The following is a 22,137-nucleotide window of genomic DNA, read 5'->3' on the forward strand; positions in this document are numbered from 1 at the left end:
AGCAGCCAAGTGTTAGTGATCGCGCCGTGACGAATACGTGGAATGCAGGCCCGAACGCCGCCGAACAGACCGGGCGTTACCAGCACCAGGAATCCGTCTCCGGCACCCTGCGCATTTCCGACATGGTGGCTCCGCGGAAAGTGCCACCCGGATCGGGCTGGCGAAAGTTCCTCTACGCGTTGTCTTTTCAGACGATCAATCTCGGGGAGTCGCCGGCCGAACGGCACTACCGCGAATTGCAGACGCGGATCCGCCGCCACATCCGCAAGCAGTACGTGATCGGGGTGATCTCGGGCAAGGGCGGGGTCGGCAAGACCACGATGACCGCGTGCATCGGCGGCGTGTTCCGGGAATGCCGGCCCGACAACGTGGTCGCCATCGACGCCGCCCCGGGGTTCGGGACGCTGGCCGGCCGGATCGATGAATCCCCGCCCGGGGACTACTCGGCCGTTCTGAACGACACCGACGTCCAGGGCTACGCCGACATTCGAGAGCATTTGGGCCAGAACAGCATTGGCCTGGACGTACTGGCCGGCAACCGCGCCTCGGACCAACCACGGCCACTGGTGCCGTCGATGTTCGCCGGGGTGCTCTCGCGGTTGCGCCGCACCCACACCGTCATCGTGGTCGACACGTCGGACGACCTGGAACACCCGGTGATGAAGGCGGTGCTCGACGCGTGTGATGCCCTCGTCTTCGTCTCAGGTCTGACCGCGGACACCTCCCTGCCGGTGACACGTTCGATCGACCTGCTGCGGTCGATGGGTTATCACGAGTTGGTGTCCCGAAGCACCGTCATCCTCAACGACAGCCGCGAAAAATACGACCCGGACGCACGTAAATATCTCACCGAACGCTTCCGGCAATCCGGGGCCACCGTCGAATTCATGCCGTACGACCCGTATTTGGCCAAGGGCGGCATCATCGATACTCGCCACGAATTGAGAAAGCAATCTCGTTTGCGGTTGTTCGAGATCACTGCGGGGCTCGCGGACAAGTACATTCCGGATGCCGACAGGCCACGGTAATGGCGAAGGTGTCGTTTCCCGCCCGGTGTGCGGTGGCCGTCGTCTGCGGTGAACACCTTCTTTCGCAGGTTTACCCCGCATCGGTTCCGATCGAGGTCTTCATCGACAACGCCGTCGAGCTGCTCAACGACGAACTCAAGCGTCGCGGCCTAAGCGGCCTGGACGCCGGCGCCGGATACGAATTGCACAAAGCCAACGGCGTGCGCCTGGATGTGACGAAGACCCTTGACGAACTGGGCGTCGAGGACGGCGCCACACTGGCGCTCGTTCCCGCGGTCGACGGTGAATCTTTCGAGCCGCAGTACGAATCGCTGTCCACCGGCCTGGCCCGGGTGGGCAAGAAGCTTTTCGAACCGGTCACCGTGCACACCGCGGCCTGCACCGCGTTGGCCATCACCGCAGCCGTCGCCGCAACGATATTGGGACTGGCTGTGCGGCAGCGTATTTCGTCTGACGCGCTGGCGGCCAGCGTGGTCACCGGCAGCGTCGGGCTACTGTCCGCAGCCGGGGCCGTTGCGGTGTGGAGGTGGTGGCCGCATCGCACCGACATGTTCGACGGGTTCGGGTGGCTGGCGGTGCCACTCCTCGCGGTGGCGCTGGGTGCGGGTGCGCCGGGTCATCTCGGTGCGGCCCATGTTTTCATCGCAACGCTGACGGCGGGCGTCTTGACCTGGGGGATGAGTGCAGCGACGGGACGCTACGTCAGCGCGGCAGCGACGGTGGTGACGCTGTGCGCGCTGGGCGGAACTGTCGCAGCGGTGCGGATGTGGTGGCCCGTACCCGCCCAGTGGCTAGGGATGTGCACATTGATCACCCTGCTGATTGTCCTGACCCTGGCCCCGACGATCGCGCTGTGGGTCGCGCGGATCCGGCCGCCGTACTTCGGTTCGATCACCGGGCGCGATTTGTTCCGGCGCAGCGCCGGACTGCCCACAGACGCCGTCGCACCCGTCGACGACGGTGCGGACGAGGAGGCCAATACCGATACCACCCCGCGCGGCACACAAATCGCTGCGGCGGCCAGGCGCGCCAACAACGTGCTGACGGGAATCTGCGTCGGCGCCGCGGCAGCGTTGCCCGCCGCGGTGTGGTCGTCGCTGATGCCGGGCCGCGACCGGGCGTCGGCGGCCGCGGTACTCGCCGCGCTGTTCGTGGTGATCTTCATCAGCCGCGGCAGGGCCTTCGCCGACCGACGGCAGGCCGTTGCGTTGGTGTCGGGGGCGGCCGTCGCGACCTGTGCGGGAATTGTCAAACACGTTGTGCATGAGCCGGCCTCGTCGGCCCAGGCACTCGTGGTTGCGACAGTGCTGCTGGTGGCGTTCGCCGCGGCCGGACTGCTGGCGGCCTTGCTCGTGCCGGTCACCAGGTTCACCCCGCTGGTCCGGATGGCCGCGGAGTGGGTCGAGATCGTTGCCATCATCGCCGCGCTGCCCATGGCCGCCTGGATCGGCGGGTTGTTCACGTGGGTGCGCATGCGATGAGCCGGACAGCGACGACCGGCAGGAGGCTGAGCGCCGCTGCGCTGGCCGGCATCGTGCTGGGCCTGTCGACGTGTTATCCGGTGGCACAGGCTATTCCGCCACCGACAATCGACCCGTCCCGGGTGCCCGCGGACGGTAGGCCGGCCGCGGAGCAACCGATGCGGCAGAGCAACATGTGTGCGCGGACCATCACCGTGGCCGATCCCAATGTGGGGGTCACCGCGCCCGGTTTCACCATGCTGAACATCAGCAAGGCCTGGCAGTACTCGACCGGCAACGGGGTGCCGGTCGCGATCATCGACACCGGCATCAACCCCAGCCCGCGATTGCGGGTGGTCGCCGGCGGCGACTACATCATGGGCGGCGACGGCCTGATGGACTGCGATGCCCACGGCACCATCGTGGCGTCGGTGATCGGCGCCGCGCCGCAGGGCAGCCCGATGCCCGCCCCGATGCCCGCCACGGCGGCGTTCCCGCCGCCCGCCGGACCACCTCCGGTCGAGGGCGCGCCGCCGCCACCCGGGGGGCCGCCGCCTCCTCCCGCGGCCCCGCCGCCGCCCACCCCGGTCACCGTCACCGAGACCAGACCGGCGCCACCGCCACCGCCACCCGGCGACGAACCGTCTAACGGGCCGGGGGATCCCGGCCCCGGCGGAGCCGACATACCAGAGGTACCCGCCCCACCGCCGGGGGCACCCGACGGCGTCATGGGTGTGGCCCCGCACGCGGTGATCATCTCCATCCGCCAGTCGTCGCGCGCCTACGAGCCGGCCAATCCCGGACCCGGCGACATGGAGGTCCGCAAGAAGGCGGGCTCCATCGCGACCTTGGCGAGTGCGATCGTGCACGCCGCCAACATGGGCGCCAAAGTGATCAACATCAGCGTGACATCGTGCGTACCTGCCGCTGACCCGCTGGATCAGGCGGCCATCGGCGCGGCGGTGTGGTACGCGGCGACGGTCAAGGATGCGGTCATCGTCGCCGCCGCGGGCAATGACAGCGAAGACGGCTGTGCCCAGAACCCCTCCTTCGACCCGCTGGACGCCGCCGACCCGCGGGACTGGCATCAGGTCAAGACCGTCTCGTCGCCGTCATGGTTCTCCGATTACGTGTTGTCGGTGGGCGCGGTCGACAACACCGGCGCCGTCATCAGCAAGAGCCTGGCCGGGCCCTGGGTGGCGGCGGCGGCGCCCGGCGTCGGCATCATGGGGCTGTCGCCGCAGTCCGGTGGGCCTGTCAACGCCTACCCCCCAATCCGGCCCGGCGAGAAGAACATGCCGATCTGGGGGACCAGCTTCTCCGCCGCTTATGTCAGCGGCGTCGCGGCTCTGGTGCGCGCCAAGTATCCAGGGCTGTCCGCTCACCAGATCATCAACCGCATCATCCAGACAGCACACAGTCCACCGCGCGGAGTGGACAACCAGGTCGGCTACGGGGTGGTGGACCCGGTGGCTGCCTTGACCTTCGATGTGCCTGCGGGGGAGCGGCTTCCACCCGCAGCGCACAGCCGGATCATCACTCCGGCCGCGCCGCCGCCACCACCGGATCACCGCGCCCGCACCGTTGCGGTGATCTTCGCCGGACTCGTCATGGCAGCAGTGGCAGCCGCCGCCCTGATCACCCGGGTCCGGCGGGAACGATGACACGCGACATCCGGCCGATCGTCATCGGCGGCATCTTCCTGGCCACCCTGACCGGGTGGGCGATCACCGGCTATGCCGGGGCGGCAACGGGTTTGGTCCTGGGGCTGGCGGTCACCGTCGTTCGCTGGCGGGGACAGACGGCGTGCTCGTGGTTCAGCTTGTGGTGGCGGCGCGGACGTCCCATGCGGTGGTCCGAGCCGCATACCGTGGCCAACGACCGCGCCGGCGGCGGAGTGCGTTTCCAAGATGGGACCGCGGTGGCCGCCGTCCAGTTACTGGGCAAGTCGCACACGGCGACCCTCTTCACCGGCTCGACCTCGACCCACACCGAGAATGCCTTTGACATCGGCGATCTCGTGCCGTTGCTACGGCAGACTCTGGGGCTGCGGCTGGCATCGCTCAGCGTGGTCAGCACCGGTGCCCGGCGGCGGCACACCGGCGACTACCCTCGGGTCTACGACACACTGATCGGCACGCCGCCCTATGCCGGGCAGCGCGAAACCTGGCTCGTCGTGCGCATTCCCGCGATGGCCAACGCCGAACCGCTGCGGTCCAGGACTTCCGTGGGCACGGCAACCCTGGCCGCCGCGCAACGGATCAGCGCGGCGATGCGCCAGCGCGGAATCCGCGCCAAGGTCGCAACGGCTACCGACATCGTCGAGCTGGAACGACGGCTGGGGTCCTCCGCGCTGGAGGTGTTGAACCGCCGCTGGGGTTCGGTGCGCGGCGAGCGGGGCTGGCTGACCACGTATTGGTACCGGCCCGCCGATATCACCACCGACAATCTGGCGCACGCGTGGACGATGCGCGCTGACGGCATCACCCAGAACATCACGCTTTTCGGCGACGGCAGCATCACGGCCACGGTCACCGTCCGCACTGCGCAACCGCCGACGGCTCCACCGGGCATGTTGTTGCAGACATTGCCGGGTGAACAGGCCGCGGCACTCGCAGCCAGTCTCTGCGGCCCGTTGCCCCGGTTGCGTGGAATCCGGCGCGGACCCTTGACCGATCCGCTGGTGATCCCGATCGGCCCCTCGGGAGTTCTGCTCGGCAAAGTCGACGACGGAAACAGAATGATGTTGCCTCTCGACGACCCGGGTGAATTCAGCCGGGTGCACATCGCCGCAGAAGACGCGCTCGCCAAACGCATCGTGGTCAGGCTGGCCGGGGCGGGCGAGCGGATCACCGTGCACACACGAAACCTCAAGCGCTGGAGCACTGTTCGAACTCCCGATGTCGCCGTCACCGACCTGGCCAAGCCGATGGCCGGTACCACGGTCAGCGTGGTGGACGGCACCGTCACTCCCGCACCCCGCCCGAACACCATTGTCTCCGTGGGCGAGCCGGACACTGAACACCGCGGCTCGGCGACGGTGCTCATCACGCAGACCGGTCCCGCCACCATTTCGGTTGCGGCTGCCGGCCAGGTTCATACCGTGGAGGTCGAGCTGTTCCGGGCCGAGAATCGTTACGTATCAACTGAACCCACGCGCAGTGGCGACCTGGCAACGGCGGATTCACCATGACGAGCGGCACCATGACGACCGCTGCACGCAAGCGGTTCGACCAGGGCATGTCGCTGTTGGACCGGGACCCTGCCGGGGCGGGGGCGCGATTCCGAGAGGCAACCGAGATCGACCCGTCGATGGCCGATGCCTGGCTGGGCCGGATCGCCGCGGGTGACGAGTCGCTGACAACGGTGCGGCAGCTGTATGTGTACGGGTCGCGATTGCACCGCGAGACGAACCGGCTTGGCGTGCGATTGTCGGCGCCCGTCAAAGCGGGCCCGTACCTGTCGATTTCGGTGACCGAGGCCTCGCACGCCGGATTGGCTCTGGCCAGCGCGCTGGTCGATGCGGCCCAGTACGCCGAGGCCGACGCCCTGCTGCGTGACCCCGCCCTGCTGGACACCTGGGAGAACCACCAGTGGCAGCAGTACATCGAGGCGTACCTGATGTTCGCCACGCAGCGGTGGCCGGACGCTGTCTCCGTGGCGGCGACGGTGCTACCTCCGCAGGCCATCATCATGTCGGCGGTCACGGCGGCGACCTGCGCGTTGGCGGCGCACGCCGCTGCCCACCTGGGGCAGGCGCGGGTTGCGCTCAGCTGGACCGACCGGGTGGAGGTGCACCCGGCGGGCGCCGGGCCGCGCCGCGACCGCAACGAGAACGCCATCACGGCAATCGATTCCGCGGACTACCCGTTGATCGCGGCTGACCTCGCTTATGTGCGTGGGATGGCGCACCGCCAGCTCGGCGACGAAGCGCAGGCGCAAGAGTGGCTGTCCCGCGCAACGATCAACGGTGCGCTGCTGGTGACCGCCAAACAGGCGCTGGCCGACTCCAGCTTGCAACTCCTGGTCACCGATGAGGAGACCATCGGCACCCGTACGGACAAATGGGATGTCAAGACTCAGCGTTCCGTGCAGCAGCGCACCGATGCCCAACACGAGGAGCGCCGCGGGCAACTGTTGCAGGAGGGTCGCGCGCTGCTCGACAATCAGGTCGGACTGGCCGAGGTCAAGCGCGCGGTCGCCGAGTTGGAGGACCAGATCGAGGTCCGTGCGTTGCGGCTGGCGGCGGGGCTGCCGGTGGCCAATCAGACGAATCACATGTTGTTGGTCGGTCCGCCGGGGACGGGAAAGACCACCACCGCCGAAGCACTCGGCAAGATCTATGCCGGCTTGGGTATCGTCCGGCATCCCGAGATCGTCGAAGTGAAGCGGGCCGACTTCTGCGGCGAGCACATCGGTGCGTCCGGTCCGAAAACCAATGAGCTGATTGACCGTTCGCTGGGCCGTGTGCTGTTCATGGACGAGTTCTATTCACTGGTAGAACGACACCAGGACGGGCGGCCGGACATGATCGGCATGGAGGCGGTCAACCAGTTGTTGGTCGCACTCGAGGTGCACCGGTTCGACTTCTGCTTCATCGGCGCCGGTTACGAAAAGGAAGTCGACGAATTCCTCACGGTGAACCCCGGTTTGGCCGGACGGTTCAACCGCAAGCTGCGATTCGAGTCGTACACGCCCGACGAGCTGGTGGAAATTGCCGTGCGTTACGGCGATCCGAGAGCCACGGTCATCGAGCCGAGCGCCGCCGAGGCGCTGACGGCGGCCTGTGCAACATTGCGCTCGTATCGTGCACCGGACGGCACCCACGGCGTCGACCTCATGCAGAACGGACGCTTCGCCCGCAATATCGTGGAACGTGCTGAGCGACTGAGGGATTCACGGGTGGCCGCCCAGCACCGCAGTGCCAAGGGGTCGGTGACCGTCGAGGATCTGCAGACGCTGCGCACCCAGGATGTGATCACCGCGGTGCGCGAGGCGTGCGCCGAGAAGCACGTGCCGATCGAGCTGTGACTGCCGGTTAGACCTCGACGACGACCGCCCCGCCCTGACCGCCGCCCGCGCACATCGCGGCCACCCCGATCCCGCCGCCGCGCCGCATCAGCTCATAGGTCAGCGTCGTCACCATCCGCGCCCCGGACGCCGCGATCGGGTGGCCCAGGCTGCAGCCGCTGCCGAAGAAGTTCACCTTCTCCTCGTCGATGCCGTACTCCCGGCACGCGGCGATCGGCACCGAGGCGAACGCCTCGTTGATCTCCCACAGCGCCACGTCGTCGACCGACAGGCCGGCGCGCTGCAGCACCTTGCCGATCACCTTCACCGCGCCCAGCCCTGAATCGCGCGGCGCCACCCCGGCGGCGGCCCAGGCCCGGACCTTGCCCATCACGGTCAGCCCTTCGGCGGCGGCGTAGTCGGCGTCCACCAGTGCCACCGCCGCAGCGGCGTCGTTGGTGCCGCTGCTGTTGCCGGCCGTGATCGAGAAGCCCTCGATCTCCGGGTGCAGCACCTTCAGCCCGGCCAGTTTCTCCACCGTGGTGTCGCGGCGCGGGTGCTCGTCCACGGCGAACTCGGTGACCGACCCGTCGAACTGGGTGACCTTCAGCGGCAGGATCTCGTCGGCGAACTTGCCGGCGTCCTGCGCGGCGACAGCCCGCTGGTGCGAGCGGGCCGCCCAGGCGTCCATCTCCTCGCGGGTGATGCCGACCGACTGCGCGGTGTTCCACCCGACGGTGATCGACATGTCCTTGGCAGGGGCGTCCGGCGTCTCGACATGGGTGGGCGGCATCCACCGCTCCTCGAACTTCAGCTCCGGGCCGGGGATGCGCCAGTTGGTCAGCGGCGTCATCGACAGCGACTGCACGCCCCCGGCGATCAGCACCCGCTCCATCCCCGAGCCGATCTGGGCGGCGGCGTTGCCGATCGCGGTGAGACTGCCCGCGCAGTGCCGGTTCACCGACTGGCCCGGCACGTGTTCCAGCCCGGTGGCCGTCGCCGCGTAGCGCGCCAGATCGCCGCCGCCGTAATGAGATTCGGCGAAGATGATGTCGTCGATGGCCGACGGGTCCACCCCGGAACGGCGCACCACCTCGGGCAGCACCGCGGTGATCAGCGTCTCGGGCGGGGTGTTGACCAGCGTGCCCTTGAAGGACCGGCCGATCGCCGTCCGGACCGCGCCAACGATTACGGGTGTGGCCATCTTCTAACCTCGCACTCTCTGCCGGGGGAATCAGGCCCTATCGTAGCAAGTACCGTATTTACAATAGTAACTGCAGGTGTAACGTCACCGGCGGTGCGCGAGGGCACTATCGCTGCGGCCACGGGGGACTTTGTGGCGGATACTGCGGGGGAGGGTAGTAAAGCTGGCCGCCGGGTGGCGGCGGATACCACGGCGCCGCGCCGCGCGGCGGGTGACTCCCCGGACCGCCGGGAGGCATGAATCCCGGTGAAGCGGGACGACGCACCGCAGCGCTGATCCCCAGCCCGATGCCGGCGATCGCCATGGCGGAACCGACACCGAGTACCACCCACCCGATCGTGTGATCAGAGTCGCGCTTCTCCTCGTAGGTCTTGGTCGGCTGCCTGCGCTGTCTGCAGCTGTCTCCGCTGTGCATGACCTTGTTGTCGCATTCCACAACGGTCCGAAATGCGTAGTAAGAACCGAAGGCCATCAGTCCCAGCCCGATGAGGAGGATCATCAGGGGTCCCAGGATCCTGTTACTCATGGGCACCTCTCCGCACAATCATCGAGCCCGGTCATGGTCGGCCCCTAGATACTGCGCGCGAAGTTCAGGCCTGTCCATCTTTGCCTTGCCCGCCGGTACCACGTACCCGCCGGAACCACGAATAACTCTGCGATACAAAACCTTTCGCTCCTGGCTGGCGCCGGCCGCAGATGTAGCGTCCTGAAGGCTGCCCGGCTGACCCCGCGACGTCTCTTGCGCACCCGCCCTTCGACGTCCATGCGACATAACAACCCGGCCTGAATAGCGCCGTTTACGCACCCGTTACGTCTAAACTGCTGCCAGGATTGACACGCCGCACGAACTCAATGAACGGAGTGATTCGGGGGTGCACCGGATCTTGCTGATGGCGGTGGCGCTGGCCGTCGCAACGGCACCGTTCGCGGCGCCGCCGGCACTGGCAATCACTCCGCCCCCGATCGATCCCGGGGCCCTCCCACCGGATGTGACCGGCCCCGATCAGCCCACCGAACAACGCGTCCAGTGCTCGGCACCCACCGTGCTGCCGGATTCCACCTTCCACGATCCGCCGTGGAGCAACGCCTACATCGGCGTCGCCGAAGCCCACAAGTTCGCCACCGGCGCCGGGGTGACGGTCGCGGTGATCGACACCGGCGTCAACGCCTCGCCCCGCGTTCCGGCAGAGCCCGGCGGCGACTTCGTCGACCAGGCCGGCAACGGGCTGTCCGACTGCGATGCCCACGGCACGCTGACCGCGGCGATCATCGGCGGCCGTCCCGCCCCCACCGACGGCTACGTCGGGGTGGCACCCGATGCCCGGCTGCTCTCGCTTCGCCAGACCTCAGAAGCGTTCGAACCCGTTGGCACCCAACCGAACCCGAACGATCCCAATGCCACCCCGGCCGCCGGTTCGATCCGCAGCCTGGCGCGCGCGGTGGTGCACGCCGCCAACCTCGGCGCCAACGTCATCAACATCAGCGAAGCGGCCTGCTACAAGGTGACCAAACCGATCGACGAGGCGAGCCTGGGCGCGGCCATCGATTACGCCGTCAACGTCAAGAACGCCGTGATCGTCGTCGCGGCGGGTAACACCGGTGGTGACTGCGCGCAGAATCCGCTGCCCGACGCGGCCAACCCCGGCGACCCCCGCGGCTGGAACAAGGTGCAGACCGTGGTCACGCCGGCCTGGTACGCCGGATCGGTGATCGCTGTGGGTGGCATCGGTCAAAGCGGTGTCCCGAGCACCTTCTCGATGCATGGGCCGTGGCTGGACGTGGCGGCTCCGGCGGAGAACATCGAATCACTCGGCGACGCCGGGGAACCGGTGAACGCCCTGCAGGGCAAGGAGGGACCGGTGCCCATCGCCGGCACCTCGTTCGCCGCGGCCTACGTCTCCGGCATCGCGGCGCTGGTGCGTCAGCGGTTCCCCGAACTGACCGCGCGACAGGTCATGCAGCGCATCGAGGCCACCGCGCGACACCCGGGGGGTGGAATCGACGATCTGGTAGGAAACGGAGTGGTCAACGCGCTCGCCGCGTTGACGTGGGACATCACGCCCGGCGGCGCCACCATCCCGTACAACGTCCGGCGCATGCCCCCACCAGTGATGACGCCCGCCCCCGACCGGCTGCCGATCACGGTGGTCACCCTGTCGATCGTCGGCCTGCTGGTGGCGCTCGGGTTCGGCTCGCTGGCCGCCCGGGCGCTGAGGCGCCGGCGATGACCAACCCGCTGCGGCTGAAGTTCAGCACCGGTCACACCCTGGTGCTGGCGGTGCTGGCACCGGCCGCCATCCTGCTGTTCCTGCCCACGCGCTACTGGTGGGCCGGCATCGCGCTGTCGGCGGCGGGCGCCGTCGTCGCCTTCGTCAGCTTCTTCGGACGCCGCCTCACCGGCTGGGTGGTAACGGTTTTCCGGTGGCTGCGGCGGCGCCGCAAACCACCGGACATTCCGTCTGAGCCCGTGGTGGGGGCGACGGTGAAGCCCGGCGACCACGTCGCGGTCCGCTGGCGGCGCAGCCACCTGATCGCCGTCATCGAACTCAAGCCGCGGCCGTTCACCCCGACGGTGATCGTCGAGGGGAAGGCGCACACCGACGACGCGCTGGACACCCGGCTGCTGGAACACCTGCTGGAAGTGCACTGCCCCGACCTCGAGGCCGACATCGTCTCGGCCGGCTTCCGGGTGGGCACCACCGCCGCCCCGGACGTAGTGAACCTGTACCAGCAGGTGCTCGGCGCAGATCCGGCTCCGGCCCACCGCCGCACCTGGATCATGCTGCGCGCCGATCCGGAACTGACCCGCAAATCCGCCCAGCGCCGTGACGAGGGCGTCGCCGGACTGGCCCGCTACCTGGTCGCCTCGGCCACCCGCATCGCCGACAACCTCGCCAGCCACGGCGTGGACGCGGTATGCGGGCGCAGCTTCGACGACTACGACCACGCCATCGACATCGGCTTCGAGGGCTTCGAGCGGGAGAAGTGGTCGATGATCAAGGGACGCGACTGCTACACCGCGGCCTACACCGCCCCGGGCGGTCCCGACCTGTGGTGGTCGGCGCGCGCCGACCGCACCGTCACCCGGGTGCGCATCAGGCCCGGGATGCTGCCGCAGGCCACGGTGCTGCTGACCACGATGGGCAAGCCGAAGACGCCGCGCGGGTTCACCCGGCTCTACGGCGGACAACGCCCTGCGCTCACCGGACAGAACCTCATCGCCGACCGGCACTGCCAGATCCCGATCGGCTCGGCCGGTGTGCTGATCGGCGAGACCGTGAACCGGTGCCCGGTGTACCTGCCGTTCGACGACGTCGACGCCAGCCTCAACCTGGGTGACGCGCAGACGTTCACCCAGTTCGTGGTCCGCGCGGCGGCGGCGGGTGCGCACGTGACGCTGGGCCCGCATTTCGAGGAATTCGCCCGGCTCATCGGCGCACAGATCGGCCAGGTGGCCAAGGTGACGTGGCAGAACGCGACGACGTATCTCGGCCCGCACCCCGGGGTGGACAAAGTCGTGCTGCGCCACAACATGGTCAGCACTCCGCGCCACCGGCAGTTGCCGATCCGCCGTGTCTCCCCACCGGAGGAAAGCCGTTACCAACTGGCCTTACCGAAGTAGCCGGCGTTCGCGAATTTGGTGCAGAGACCTCGAAATTTAGCGACGATAATGGTTAGAGCATTAAGGAGGACGATCCGATATGACTCAGCCGCAGACCGTCACGGTAGACCAGCAGGAAATTCTTTCGCGGGCCGATGAGGTCGAGGCGCCGATGGCGACGCCGCCCAACGACGCGCCCGCCGCGCCATGCGGTCTCACCGCTGCCAAGAACGCCGCCCAGCAGCTCGCCTTGTCCGCCGAGAACATGAGGGACTTCCTGACCGCCGGTAACCGGGAGCGGTCCCGCCTGGCGACGTCGCTGCGGAACGCGGCCAAGGCTTACGGGGACGTCGACGAAGAAGGCGGGCAGGCGCTCAACAGCGACGGCGGCGAGGTGGCCGGCGAGACCGCCGGCGGCGAGGGCGGTGACAGCGCCGCCGGTCTGCAGGACACGGCGCAGGTGTCGGGCGCCGGGGACGGCGGTTTCACCGACCTCAAAGCCGCGGCGACCAAGCTCGAGTCGGGCGATCAGGGGGCGTCGCTGGCCGCCTTCGCCGACGGCTGGAACCAGCTCAGCTTCGCCCTGCAGGGCGACATGAAGCGATTCCGCGTCTTCGAGAACTGGACCGGCGACGCGGCCACGGCGTGCGAGGCATCCCTGGATCAGCAGCGCGAGTGGGTCACCCACATGGCCAAGCTGGCGACATCGCTGGCCAAGCAGGGGCAGTACATCGCGCAGCTGCAGGTGTGGGCCCGCCGTTCGCACCCGACGTTGGCCGACATCACGAAACTTGAAGAGCTGTCTAAAGATCCGGCCTACAAGGACCAGGCCATCAAGCTCTACGCGGAGTACCAGTCGAAGTCCGAAGAGGTGCTCAACGAGTACAACACCAAGGCGCAACTGGAAGCGGTGAACCCGCCGAAGCCCCCTGCTGCCGTCAAGATCGACCCGCCCCCGCCGGCGCAGACGCCGGGCCTGATCCCCACGCAGGTGATGCAGGCGGCGGCCATGGCCGGTGGCGGCTCGGGCACCGGTATGCAGGCCCCGATGATCCCGTCCACCGGCGGCGCCGGTGCTGGCGGCGGCATGCCGTCCGGCGCGGGTGCCGATCTGGCCTCGGTCCGTGAAGCCGCCGCCAGTTTGGGCAAAGAGCCTGGCATGAAACCGATGTCGCTCGGCGGCGGGGGCGGTGGCGGCGGCATGCCCGCGATGCCGTTGGCGCCGGCGACCGGTGGAATGGAGGCCGGCGAATCGATGCGGCCCGCGGGTGCGGGTGACCTCGGGGGCGTCGGCCAGGGTGCGGCCACGGGGCGCGGCGCCGCCTCGGGCGGTGGCATGGGTATGCCGATGGGTGGCCACGGCCAGGGCGGCGGGGGCTCGAAATCCAAAGGCGCACAACAGGATGACGAAGCTCTCTACACCGAGGACAGGGCGTGGACCGAGGCCGTTATCGGTCAGCGTCGCCGGCAGGACATGAAGGAGTCGAAGTAATGGACATGGACATGGACCCGCATGTCGCGGCGGCCCTGGCCCTGGCGGCGCGATTTCAGCAGGCCCTGGAAGGCACGCTGAATCAGATGAACACCGGCAACTTCCGCGGCGAGGACGAAGCCGGAACCGTGGAGGTCAACATCAACGGCCACCAGTGGCTGACCGGGGTGCGGATCAACGAGGGCCTGATCAAGGAACTGGGCGCCGAGGCCGTCGGCGCGCGGATCAACGAGGCCCTGCAGAACGCCCAACAGGCGGCGACCCAGTACAACTCGGCTGCCGGTGAGCAGCTGACCGCGGCTCTCGAGGCGATGACCAAAGCCGCCGGCAATAACCACGGCTGAAAAGGCGCTACCCACCGCTTAATCCGCGCGCCCCGCTGCGTGTTTCGCTCGCGTATTCGTCAATTTGTGCTGCCGTGCAACGGCTTTCCGTGCGCACTTCGATCGCGAAATTGCCGCAGCTGGCAGGCATTCACCTCGGTTAGGCTTGGTAATCAGATAGTTGACCGGCAGATGCGACCCGGCTGCCGTTGGAGGAGAGTAGGCGATGGGCATTCCACGACCGACAGGCGAATATGCCGGTCAGATGCTGGAGGGCGGCTGGCCCGAGGCCGATGAGGACGCCTTCTACGACCGTGCCCAGGCCTTCAACGGAATGCTGCACAAGGTCACCGACGTCATCGACGCCGCCCGGCACCAGCAGGTCGAGGTCTTTCATGGGGGCGTCTGGTCCGGCGGCGCCGCGAGTGCGGCCAACGGCGCGCTCGGCACCAATCTCACCGAAATGAGCACACTGCAGGACTATCTGGCGACCGTCATCACCTGGCACCAGCACATCGCCAATTTGATAGCGCAGGCGAAATCCGAAATTGGCAACAATGTCGACGGCGCGCATCGGGAAATCACCATCCTGGAAAATGACACCGAGCTGGAGCCAGAAGAGCGGCAGAACGCAATCAATTCGCTGGTGCGGTCGGCCCAACAGGCCAATGCCAGTTTGATCGCCGAAGCCGCCGAACAGGTGCTGGAATCCAAGAATTGGAAACCCCCGCACAATGCGCTCCAAGACCTGCTGAACCGGGTGACGCCGCCCACTCCGGAGGTGCCGACCCTGGTGGTGCCGACGCCGGGCACGCCGACTCCCGGCGGCCCGGCTCCCACGCCGTTCCAGCCGGTGCCGGCCAACCCGTACAACCCGCTCAACCCCGGTACACCCGTCACCCCGGTGACACCCAGACCGTTCGAGCCGGTGCCGGCCAACCCGTACGACCCGCTGAACCCGAGCACGCCGGTGAACCCGGCGAACCCGACGACCCCCGTCACGCCCGTTCCGCCGCTCAACCCGTCCATACCGGTGACGCCGGTCAACCCGTCCACGCCGGTCACCCCGGTCACCCCGGTCACCCCGGTCAAGCCCAATCCCGACGACAAGCCGGCCAAGCCCGTCACCCCGGGACCTGCCCCGGCGCCCGCTCCCGCGCCATCCCCGTCGAACCCGACTCCGGGCGTCACCCCGGCGCCGGGGCCCGCCCCGGCTCCCACGCCCGGCGGACCTCCGTCGCCCGACCAGCCAATGTTGCCGACCGATCCGGGCACGCCCTCGACGCCGTCCACCCCGGGGACCGACAGCCCCCACGTCGCTCCGGCGGCGGCGGTCGACGCCCCGGCACAACCCGGGCAGGCGGCCGGGTCCGGACCGTCGCACCGCGGTGACGACTCATCGCCGGCCATGGCGCCGGCGGCGGCCACCGGTATCCCCGCCGCCGCCGGGCGCGGTTCGTCCACCGGCATGGGAATGGGCACCGCCTCCTCGGGGGCCGCTCCCTCGGCCGGTTCGGCGGCCGCTTCCGGCGCCGGCACACGTGCTGCCGGCGGGCGGGCGCCGCTGGGCGCCGCCGGCCGGGCCCCGACCGGGCCCACACCCCGCGCGGCTTCGGCCCGTACCTCGGCTCCGGCGCGGCCGGCTCCGCCCCAGCGCCACGACGACAAAGAGAAGGACAAGACGCCGCCGGCCGACGACGTGACGGCCCTGCCGTCCGTCCCGGTGTCGGCGGCCCGGGCCGCAAAGGACGCGGTCGCCGCCGCCTCGGCGCGCGGCGCCAAGAAGGACCCGCTGCGGCTGGCCCGGCGCGTCGCCGCCGCGCTCAATGCCCGCGACAGCGGTGGCGACGACGACTACGGATTCTTCTGGGTCACCGCGGTGACCACCGACGGCGAGATCGTGGTGGCCAACAGCTACGGCCTGGCCTACATCCCGGAGGGCGTCGAGCTGCCCGCCAAGGTGCACCTGGCCAGCGCCGACCGTAACGTCCCGATCGACGAAAAAGCCCGCAGCGCAACGTATCCGGCGATGGCGATTCAGGGCTGGGCGGCGTTTCACGACCTCAAGCTGCGTGCGGTGATCGGCACCGCAGAGCAGCTGGCGAACACCGACGTGGGTGCGGCCAAGGTCATCCTCGAGGAGGACGACATCCCGGAGAGTGGCAAGATGGTCGGCCGGCCGCGACTGGAGGTGGTCGACCCCTCGGCCGCGGCCCAGCTGCAGGAGACCGATGACCTGCATCTGCTGGACCTGCTGCCGCCCGCGCCGGCGGACGCCAAGACACCCGACGACGAGCGACACATGCTCTGGTTCGACCTGATGAAGCCGATGACCAGCACGGCCACCGGCCGCGAGGTGGCGCACCTGCGGGCCTTCCATGCCTACGCCGCCCACTGCCGGGACCTGGCGCTGCACCAGGCTTACGCGGCGGCGGATCCCGAGGCGCAACGTCCGGCCGTCATCGAGTTCCTGTACTGGCGCTACGTGGCCGCGCTGCTCGACAGTGCGCTGACCGAGACACCCTGACGGGCCCCGGCCGGCGATGAGATTTCCGATTCAAGAGAAGGGACGCTGCGATGGCTGAACCGCTGGCCGTTGATCCCGCCCGCCTGATCGCTGCCGCGAGCAAACTCGGCGAACTCGTCTTTCCCGCGCCGCCGGCACCCATGACCGTGCCGGGATCCGACGCGATGTCGGCCGCGATCGGCCAGACCATGCCCGGCATCGAATCGCTGGTCAGCGAGGGACTGCCCGGCGTCACCGCCTCCCTGAAGCGCACCGCGTCCAGCATGAGCACCGCGGCCGACATCTACACCCGGGCCGATCAGTCGTTGGGCCAGGCACTGGCGCAGTACGGTTTCGCCTCCGACGGCCAGTCGCTGAGCGACAGCGTGATGGGAGCCATGACCAGCCAGTCCAGCGGACTGCTCGGCGCGGGCGCCGGCGCGGGTGCGGCCGCCGCGATGGCCGGCGGTCCGGCGGCCGCGGCGCAGCAACTGATGGGTGCCGCGTCCGGCGGTGCGGTGTCGCAGGTCGGCGCGACGATCGGGGCGCAGGCCGAAGCGCTGTCCCCGCAGGTCGCCGCGACCATTCCGCAGTTGGTGCAGCTGGCGCCGATGGCGCAGCAGATGGCCCCGATGGGGCAGCAGGTCGGTCAGAGCATCCAGCAAGCGGTCTCGCAGGCGGGCCAGAGCGGCGGCAGTTCGGCTCAGCTCGCCAGTGACACCAAGCCCGCCGACGACGAGAACAAAGACGACGCCAAGGACGACGGGGCCAAGGACGGCGCGGACGCGCAATCGGCGGACGGCGCCGCAGCGGGCAAGACCACGTTGGTGAGCGCTCCGGTCGCGAGCGCGGGTGGCGGCACGCCGCCGGCCGGCTCGGTCGCGGCGCCGATCTAGAACCGCAGGTTGCGCACCATGTCGTAGACACCGGTGATCCACAGCAGCAAGGGGATGATCGAGGCGACCACTGCCCCGTCGATCAGCTCCGAGATGCGCTTCATCACCGGTGACAGCCGGCGGATCGGTGCCATGGCGCTGGCGATGGTCAGCGCGATGACGGCCAGGACGAGGTAGCCGGCCACGATGAGCCACGCCCAATTCGGGTACCACAGGCTGAGCCGGACGGTCAGACCGGTCGGGATCGCGACGGTCGCCGCCAGCAACGCCCAGGCACACCAACGGTCGACGTAAAGGCGCGACCGGAAGCCGCAGAGCACGGTCAGCAGACCCGCCACCACCAGGCTGTGCACGAAGAAGTGTCCGTGCACGACGACCGCGATCGCTCCGGTGGCCAGGATCACCGCGCCCGCCGTCACATAGCCGATCAGGAGTTGCTTGGCCAGCTTGCTGCGCTCGGTCAGCCGCGCCGCCGATGCCGGCACCGACGCGATGATGGCCTGCCAGGTCGGGGTCTCGTCGTTGGTGGCCTCGTCGGCGGTCACCGGGTCGAGCAGTTCCTCGTTGTCGACGGTCTCGCCGGGCACCGGAATCGGGGGCAGCGCGATGCGGGCGACAGCGACGGTCAGTTTGGCCGCGGTGGTGATGACGAACAGGCCCAACGCGATGGCCCCCGCCGGCACCCATTCCCGGTAGCCGTAGCCGGTGGCCACCGCAGCGCCGATCACCGCGATCATCGCGATGACGACGAACGACGCGACCTCGTGGCGTTGGCGCGGACCGCCGCGGATGGCGAGCGTCAGGAACAGCACCGCCGTCGCTGCCGCGGCAAGCTGCGCAGCCCCGAGCGACGTGGTCCCCCGCGGCAACGGCACCGCGATGGCCGCCGCGGCGGCCAGCACGGGATACGCCGCGATCAGCAGGCATTCGGAGAGTTCGGGTCGCTGGTAGAACCGCTTCGCCACGAACGAGGCGATCAGGATGCAGACCGCGACTACCGCCATGGCCACCGGCCAGTACCAGTGACGCCCGGTGATCCACCAGGCCCGCATCGCGATGGCGGTGAGGGGCAGCGCCAGCACCGGGATCGCGACGGCGATGAAGCGATCGACCGCCGACCGGTCGAATTCCGGGGATTCGTCGAGTACCGCGATCGCGTCGATGACGTCCTCGACCAGCGGCCGGTACCGCTCGGTGCGGCTCGTCGACACCAGCGTCAGCAACGATCCGTCGACCACGCCGGCCTCGTCGAGGGACTGGTCGAGCTTGAGCGGCGGCGAGCCGGGCCGAGCGAAGGTCCAGACCCCCTGCGCGTTGAAGTCGAATCCGGCCAGCACGTCGGCCGGCGTGTCCTCGAGCAGGTCGGCCAGCACGGACACGGTCTCGTCGATGTAGATGCCCATCGGCGTCGCCGCCGGAAGCACCAGGTCGGTCATCCGCTTACCGGTGAGAATCGTGACCCGTGTGGTGGCGGGCCGGGCGGGGGCAGCCCCCGTGGCGGTAGAGCCGGCAGCAACGGCAGGTGCGCTCAACGTCGTCCAGCCCTTTCAAAATCGTCGGACAAAGCCGCGGCCAACTCGAGCACCCGCCGCTGATAGACGGGGTCGAGCCGGTCGAGCTGAATCTCGGTACCCTCCGCGATGTGCTTGTCCCAGGGCAGCAGCACAACCCGGTTCGGTTGGACCAGCTGTTGGAACTGTCTCACCAACTGCTTCTCCGCGACGTTGGTTTCACCAACCGCGACGTGATTGATCACCACCGCGACCCGGCTCAGCAGGTCCTGGTAGCCGTTGTGCCGCAGCCATTCCAGGGCGCTCTCGGCTTGGCGCGCACTGTCGAGCGACACGTTGGTGACGATGACGATCGCCGACGCGGTCTCCAGCACGCCCCGCGTCACCGGGTCGAACAGACCGGGCCCGCAGTCGGCCAGCACCAGGTTGTAGAACTTTGACACCGTGTCGACCGCGAACCGCAGGTCGTCGCCGCTGAGACCACGCTGGGCGGTGGTGTACTCGGCGGTCGGCAGGATCTCCAGATTGTGCGCGTTGACGCTGGTGTGTGCCCGGACGTCGTTGTAGTGCGACAGATTTTCGTCGGCCACCAGGTCCGCAATGGACGACGGTGACGTGCGACCCGCGCGCTCGGCGAGGTTGCCGCAACCGGGATCGGCGTCGAGGACGAGGATTCGGTCGCCGCGCACCTGCGCCAGCATGGTGCCCAGGGTCACCGTCGTCGTGGTCTTGCCGACGCCGCCTTTGAGCCCGAGCATGCCGATCTGGTAGGAGCCGCGCGCCTTCCGCATGACGCGGGCACGCAGCTCTTGCTCGTACTTCTCGTCGCGGGACAAGCCGGCGTTGATCCTGGTCAGTTTGTAGAGGGCGCCGCGCCAACCCCGCTGCGGCACGCGTTTGGCGGCCTTCGGCGGCACCGGCACCGGTTGGGGTGCGGCGGCCGGTGCAGGCGGTGGCTGCTCTGGAGCCGGGGCCGGGGCTCGCACCGAGGCCGGGGCCGGCCGCGGGGCGGGGGTCGCTCGCGGCGCGGGGCCGGGCCGCGGCCCGGGGGCAGGCGGGCCGGGGGCAGGCGGGGCCGACGGTGATTCCGCCGCCGATGCCGGCCGGGGCCGCACGGGAATCGGGCCGGACGGGGCTCGTCGCCTGCCGCCCTGCGAGCGTGGTGGTTGTCCCGTCGGTGCCTGCCCGGGCGCCGGTTGGGCTGTGGGCGGCATTGGGACCCGGAAGTAGGTGCCCGCTTGGGGATCGGCTTCTCCCGAGTCCGGGTCGGGCAGATAGCGGTGGCGCCGGCGTGGGGAAGGCGGAGCCGGCTCGGACTGCGGCTCGACCGGCGCGGGCGGCGGTGGTTGCGGTGGCGGTGCCGACAACCGAACCCGGCGGCCGGTGTCGGGCGGTGCGGCTTCGCGGGGCGGGGCTTCGCGGGGCGGGGGCGATCCGTTGACCGGCATCGGGCCGGAAGAACGGTCGCGCGGCAGTGGTGGGGCCGCTGCATGAGGTGCGTGCGGCGGCGCCGGCTCGGGCGGCGGCGGCTTAGGCGGCGCCGGAGGGGCTTCGGGCGGTTCTGGTGGGGCGGGTGGTGGTCCGCCGATGGGCATCGGGGGCCGGGGTGGCGCGGGTTCGGTTGGCGCCGTTGGGGGTTGCGGTGGCGCGGGTGGTGGTCCGCCGACAGGCATCGGGGGCCGAGCCTGTTCGGGTTCGGGTGGTGCGGGCGGTTCTGGTGACGCCGGTGGTGGTCCGCTGATGGGCATCGGGGGCGGGGGTGGCGCGGGTTCGGTTGGCGCCGTTGGGGGTTGCGGTGGGGCGGGTGGTGGTCCGCCCACAGGCATCGGAGGCCGGGCCGGCTCGGGTGCCGGCTCGGGCACCGGTTCCGGTTCGGGTTTGGGTTCGGCTGCGACCGGGGGCGCGACCGGCGGCGGCTCTGGGGTGAACTCGGGCAGTGCGGGCGGTGGCGGCGGCGGTGGTCCGCCGATGGGCATCGGTGGCAGTGGGGATTTGGGGCCCGCGCCAGCCGGTCCGGCTGACGCGGCCGCCGCCGCCTGCGGAGGTTCGGCCTCGACCCGTGGGGGCTCGGGCGGCGGAGGGGGCGGCGCAGGGGGCGGCGCAGGGGGCGGCGCGCCGATCGGCATCGGAGGCAGGTTGGGGGGTAGGGGAGCGTCTACCGCGGCCGCGGGCGGGGGGATCGGCGGCGACCAAGCGGCCGGAGCCCCGGTGTCGCCATTGCCGGCAGGCGGTGCGGCAAATGCCGCATTCGGGTCGAAGAAACTTTGCCCGGCGTCGTCGTCCGGCGAGTCGAAATCCTCAGCGGGCCGAAAGAGCTTGTCATAGTCGGCTGGCATGAGAACCTCTCAGAAGCTCGCCAAATGAGGGAAGCACGAGAAGGGGCGAGATCCCCCGAATGGGTTGAACTCGCCCAATCTCGTGCTTCGAGATTCTACGCGTATAGAGCGGCTTCTTATGCGAACAATCCGGTCACGCTGCCCTCGGTCGACTGCATGGCCTGGCTGGCTTCGCTGATCGTCCGGGCCAGGTTCTGCAGGGAGTTGTTGAGCTCCTGAGCGGTGCCATCCCACTTCTGCTGAACGGCCTGGTAGGACTCCGAACCGCTACCGCCCCACGCCGCGGCGAGCTTGGTCAGCGACTGCTTACCCTCGTCGAGCAGGGAGTGGATGCTGGAGACGTTTCCCTGGATGGTGCTGGCCGCGGCCTCGATGCCCGCGAAATTCCACTGCTGTTCTGTCATGTCTTTGCTCCGTTTTTCTGGTGGTCGGTGGGGGGATTTATTGTCAGAAGCCCATTTGCGAGGACAGCGCCTGCTGCTGCTCCTCGTCGGCACGCTGGTACTGAACGCCGGCCTGACGGATGTTGGTGGAAATCTCGTCGAGCTCAGCCTTCTGCTTGTTGGCGGCTTCCTGGAAGCGCACGACGGCGGCCTGGGCGGCCTGACCGGCGACACCGCGCCACTGACCCTGCAGCGAACCCGCGGTCGACTCGATCTGGTCGATCTGAGTCTTCAGATCACTCGAGATTCGCTCGAAGTTACCTGCCTCTTGCGCGAGGGCAGCGGCATCAGTCTTCATCTCTGCCATGCTGGACTACTTTCTCTCTT

At 69.1% G+C, this 22,137-nt stretch carries 18 protein-coding genes; 12 read left to right on the forward strand and 6 right to left on the reverse strand.

Annotation, left to right across the window (positions count from 1 at the left end):
• Nucleotides 1-26: 26 nt before the first annotated feature.
• Genes QXK92_RS25980 through eccA form a run of 5 tightly spaced genes read left to right on the forward strand, consistent with a single transcriptional unit; the run spans nt 27 to nt 7,519 of the window.
• Complete coding sequence (locus tag QXK92_RS25980) at nt 27-1,028, forward strand: MinD/ParA family protein (protein ID WP_306246576.1); 1,002 nt, start codon at nt 27-29, stop codon at nt 1,026-1,028.
• Nucleotides 1,028-2,509 (forward strand): type VII secretion integral membrane protein EccD, encoded by a 1,482-nt coding sequence (gene eccD / locus QXK92_RS25985; RefSeq protein ID WP_306246578.1) that lies wholly within the window; start codon nt 1,028-1,030, stop codon nt 2,507-2,509. The genes QXK92_RS25980 and eccD (QXK92_RS25985) overlap by 1 nt, the downstream gene beginning before the upstream one ends.
• Nucleotides 2,506-4,152 carry a type VII secretion-associated serine protease mycosin gene (gene mycP, locus QXK92_RS25990; protein WP_306246580.1) on the forward strand — a complete coding sequence of 549 codons (1,647 nt, stop codon included), beginning with the start codon at nt 2,506-2,508 and terminating at the stop codon, nt 4,150-4,152. The genes eccD (QXK92_RS25985) and mycP (QXK92_RS25990) overlap by 4 nt, the downstream gene beginning before the upstream one ends.
• Nucleotides 4,149-5,681, forward strand: a complete 1,533-nt coding sequence (gene eccE, locus QXK92_RS25995) for a type VII secretion protein EccE (RefSeq protein WP_306246582.1) — start codon at nt 4,149-4,151, stop codon at nt 5,679-5,681. The genes mycP (QXK92_RS25990) and eccE (QXK92_RS25995) overlap by 4 nt, the downstream gene beginning before the upstream one ends.
• Before the next feature lie 11 nt (nt 5,682-5,692).
• Entirely contained in the window at nt 5,693-7,519 is a 1,827-nt protein-coding gene (gene eccA, locus QXK92_RS26000; protein ID WP_371934599.1) for a type VII secretion AAA-ATPase EccA, read from the forward strand.
• Between the two features lie 7 nt (nt 7,520-7,526).
• On the opposite strand, the gene QXK92_RS26005 is transcribed toward eccA, so the two are convergent.
• Both QXK92_RS26005 and QXK92_RS26010 read right to left on the reverse strand, forming a co-directional pair.
• Nucleotides 7,527-8,702 (reverse strand): thiolase family protein, encoded by a 1,176-nt coding sequence (locus tag QXK92_RS26005; protein WP_306246586.1) that lies wholly within the window; start codon nt 8,700-8,702, stop codon nt 7,527-7,529.
• A gap of 106 nt (nt 8,703-8,808) precedes the next feature.
• A complete protein-coding gene (locus tag QXK92_RS26010) occupies nt 8,809-9,228 on the reverse strand; it encodes a hypothetical protein (RefSeq protein WP_306246588.1) in 420 nt (139 codons plus the stop codon).
• Nucleotides 9,229-9,574: 346 nt separating this feature from the next.
• Between QXK92_RS26010 and mycP (QXK92_RS26015) the strand changes: the two genes are divergently transcribed.
• From mycP (QXK92_RS26015) to QXK92_RS26040, 6 genes are all read left to right on the forward strand, one after another.
• Nucleotides 9,575-10,930: a type VII secretion-associated serine protease mycosin gene (gene mycP, locus QXK92_RS26015; protein WP_306246590.1), complete on the forward strand. Its 1,356-nt coding sequence runs from the start codon at nt 9,575-9,577 to the stop codon at nt 10,928-10,930.
• Nucleotides 10,927-12,324 carry a type VII secretion protein EccE gene (eccE, locus tag QXK92_RS26020; protein WP_306246592.1) on the forward strand — a complete coding sequence of 466 codons (1,398 nt, stop codon included), beginning with the start codon at nt 10,927-10,929 and terminating at the stop codon, nt 12,322-12,324. Before mycP (QXK92_RS26015) ends, eccE (QXK92_RS26020) begins: the two co-directional genes overlap by 4 nt.
• Nucleotides 12,325-12,403: 79 nt before the next feature.
• Nucleotides 12,404-13,795, forward strand: a complete 1,392-nt coding sequence (locus QXK92_RS26025) for a secretion protein EspB (protein ID WP_306246594.1) — start codon at nt 12,404-12,406, stop codon at nt 13,793-13,795.
• Nucleotides 13,795-14,139, forward strand: coding sequence for a YbaB/EbfC family nucleoid-associated protein (locus QXK92_RS26030; RefSeq protein WP_306246595.1), 345 nt, complete (start codon nt 13,795-13,797; stop codon nt 14,137-14,139). Before QXK92_RS26025 ends, QXK92_RS26030 begins: the two co-directional genes overlap by 1 nt.
• 205 nt (nt 14,140-14,344) lie before the next feature.
• The gene (locus QXK92_RS26035) at nt 14,345-16,645 is read left to right on the forward strand and encodes a secretion protein EspK (protein WP_306246597.1); all 2,301 of its coding nucleotides are present in this window, start codon (nt 14,345-14,347) and stop codon (nt 16,643-16,645) included.
• A 50-nt stretch (nt 16,646-16,695) separates the two neighbouring features.
• Nucleotides 16,696-17,520, forward strand: a complete 825-nt coding sequence (locus QXK92_RS26040; RefSeq protein WP_306246599.1) for a hypothetical protein — start codon at nt 16,696-16,698, stop codon at nt 17,518-17,520.
• Here the strand turns inward: QXK92_RS26040 and eccD (QXK92_RS26045) are convergent.
• Both eccD (QXK92_RS26045) and QXK92_RS34155 read right to left on the reverse strand, forming a co-directional pair.
• Nucleotides 17,517-19,052 carry a type VII secretion integral membrane protein EccD gene (eccD, locus tag QXK92_RS26045; RefSeq protein WP_306246601.1) on the reverse strand — a complete coding sequence of 512 codons (1,536 nt, stop codon included), beginning with the start codon at nt 19,050-19,052 and terminating at the stop codon, nt 17,517-17,519. The genes QXK92_RS26040 and eccD (QXK92_RS26045) overlap by 4 nt on opposite strands.
• A complete protein-coding gene (locus QXK92_RS34155; protein ID WP_371934600.1) occupies nt 19,049-20,704 on the reverse strand; it encodes an AAA family ATPase in 1,656 nt (551 codons plus the stop codon). The genes eccD (QXK92_RS26045) and QXK92_RS34155 overlap by 4 nt, the downstream gene beginning before the upstream one ends.
• On the opposite strand from QXK92_RS34155, the gene QXK92_RS26055 reads away from it, so the two are divergent.
• Complete coding sequence (locus QXK92_RS26055) at nt 20,619-21,356, forward strand: hypothetical protein (RefSeq protein ID WP_306246605.1); 738 nt, start codon at nt 20,619-20,621, stop codon at nt 21,354-21,356. The two genes, QXK92_RS34155 and QXK92_RS26055, sit on opposite strands and share 86 nt — an antisense overlap.
• 127 nt (nt 21,357-21,483) lie before the next feature.
• Here QXK92_RS26055 and QXK92_RS26060 read toward each other — a convergent pair whose 3' ends face one another.
• Together QXK92_RS26060 and QXK92_RS26065 are read right to left on the reverse strand one after the other, a co-directional pair.
• Nucleotides 21,484-21,771 (reverse strand): WXG100 family type VII secretion target, encoded by a 288-nt coding sequence (locus QXK92_RS26060; protein WP_055581191.1) that lies wholly within the window; start codon nt 21,769-21,771, stop codon nt 21,484-21,486.
• Nucleotides 21,772-21,814: 43 nt separating this feature from the next.
• Entirely contained in the window at nt 21,815-22,117 is a 303-nt protein-coding gene (locus QXK92_RS26065) for a WXG100 family type VII secretion target (RefSeq protein WP_055581190.1), read from the reverse strand.
• Between the last annotated feature and the right edge of the window lie 20 nt (nt 22,118-22,137).

Origin of the sequence: Mycobacterium sp. TY815, from assembly GCF_030755135.1 — a bacterium.
Taxonomy (GTDB): Bacteria; Actinomycetota; Actinomycetes; order Mycobacteriales; family Mycobacteriaceae; genus Mycobacterium.

Bases quoted from the DNA above. Each gene is read 5' to 3' on its own strand.
- eccE (WP_306246592.1), top strand. From the start codon at position 10,927: ATGACCAACCCGCTGCGGCTGAAGTTCAGCACCGGTCACACCCTGGTG.
- QXK92_RS26030 (WP_306246595.1), top strand. From the start codon at position 13,795: ATGGACATGGACATGGACCCGCATGTCGCGGCGGCCCTGGCCCTGGCG.
- QXK92_RS34155 (WP_371934600.1), bottom strand. From the start codon at position 20,704: ATGCCTGTCGGCGGACCACCACCCGCGCCACCGCAACCCCCAACGGCG.
- eccD (WP_306246578.1), top strand. From the start codon at position 1,028: ATGGCGAAGGTGTCGTTTCCCGCCCGGTGTGCGGTGGCCGTCGTCTGC.
- QXK92_RS26005 (WP_306246586.1), bottom strand. From the start codon at position 8,702: ATGGCCACACCCGTAATCGTTGGCGCGGTCCGGACGGCGATCGGCCGG.
- QXK92_RS26025 (WP_306246594.1), top strand. From the start codon at position 12,404: ATGACTCAGCCGCAGACCGTCACGGTAGACCAGCAGGAAATTCTTTCG.
- mycP (WP_306246580.1), top strand. From the start codon at position 2,506: ATGAGCCGGACAGCGACGACCGGCAGGAGGCTGAGCGCCGCTGCGCTG.
- QXK92_RS26010 (WP_306246588.1), bottom strand. From the start codon at position 9,228: ATGAGTAACAGGATCCTGGGACCCCTGATGATCCTCCTCATCGGGCTG.
- QXK92_RS26055 (WP_306246605.1), top strand. From the start codon at position 20,619: ATGGGCATCGGGGGCCGGGGTGGCGCGGGTTCGGTTGGCGCCGTTGGG.
- eccE (WP_306246582.1), top strand. From the start codon at position 4,149: ATGACACGCGACATCCGGCCGATCGTCATCGGCGGCATCTTCCTGGCC.
- QXK92_RS26065 (WP_055581190.1), bottom strand. From the start codon at position 22,117: ATGGCAGAGATGAAGACTGATGCCGCTGCCCTCGCGCAAGAGGCAGGT.
- QXK92_RS26060 (WP_055581191.1), bottom strand. From the start codon at position 21,771: ATGACAGAACAGCAGTGGAATTTCGCGGGCATCGAGGCCGCGGCCAGC.
- QXK92_RS26040 (WP_306246599.1), top strand. From the start codon at position 16,696: ATGGCTGAACCGCTGGCCGTTGATCCCGCCCGCCTGATCGCTGCCGCG.
- eccA (WP_371934599.1), top strand. From the start codon at position 5,693: ATGACGACCGCTGCACGCAAGCGGTTCGACCAGGGCATGTCGCTGTTG.
- QXK92_RS26035 (WP_306246597.1), top strand. From the start codon at position 14,345: ATGGGCATTCCACGACCGACAGGCGAATATGCCGGTCAGATGCTGGAG.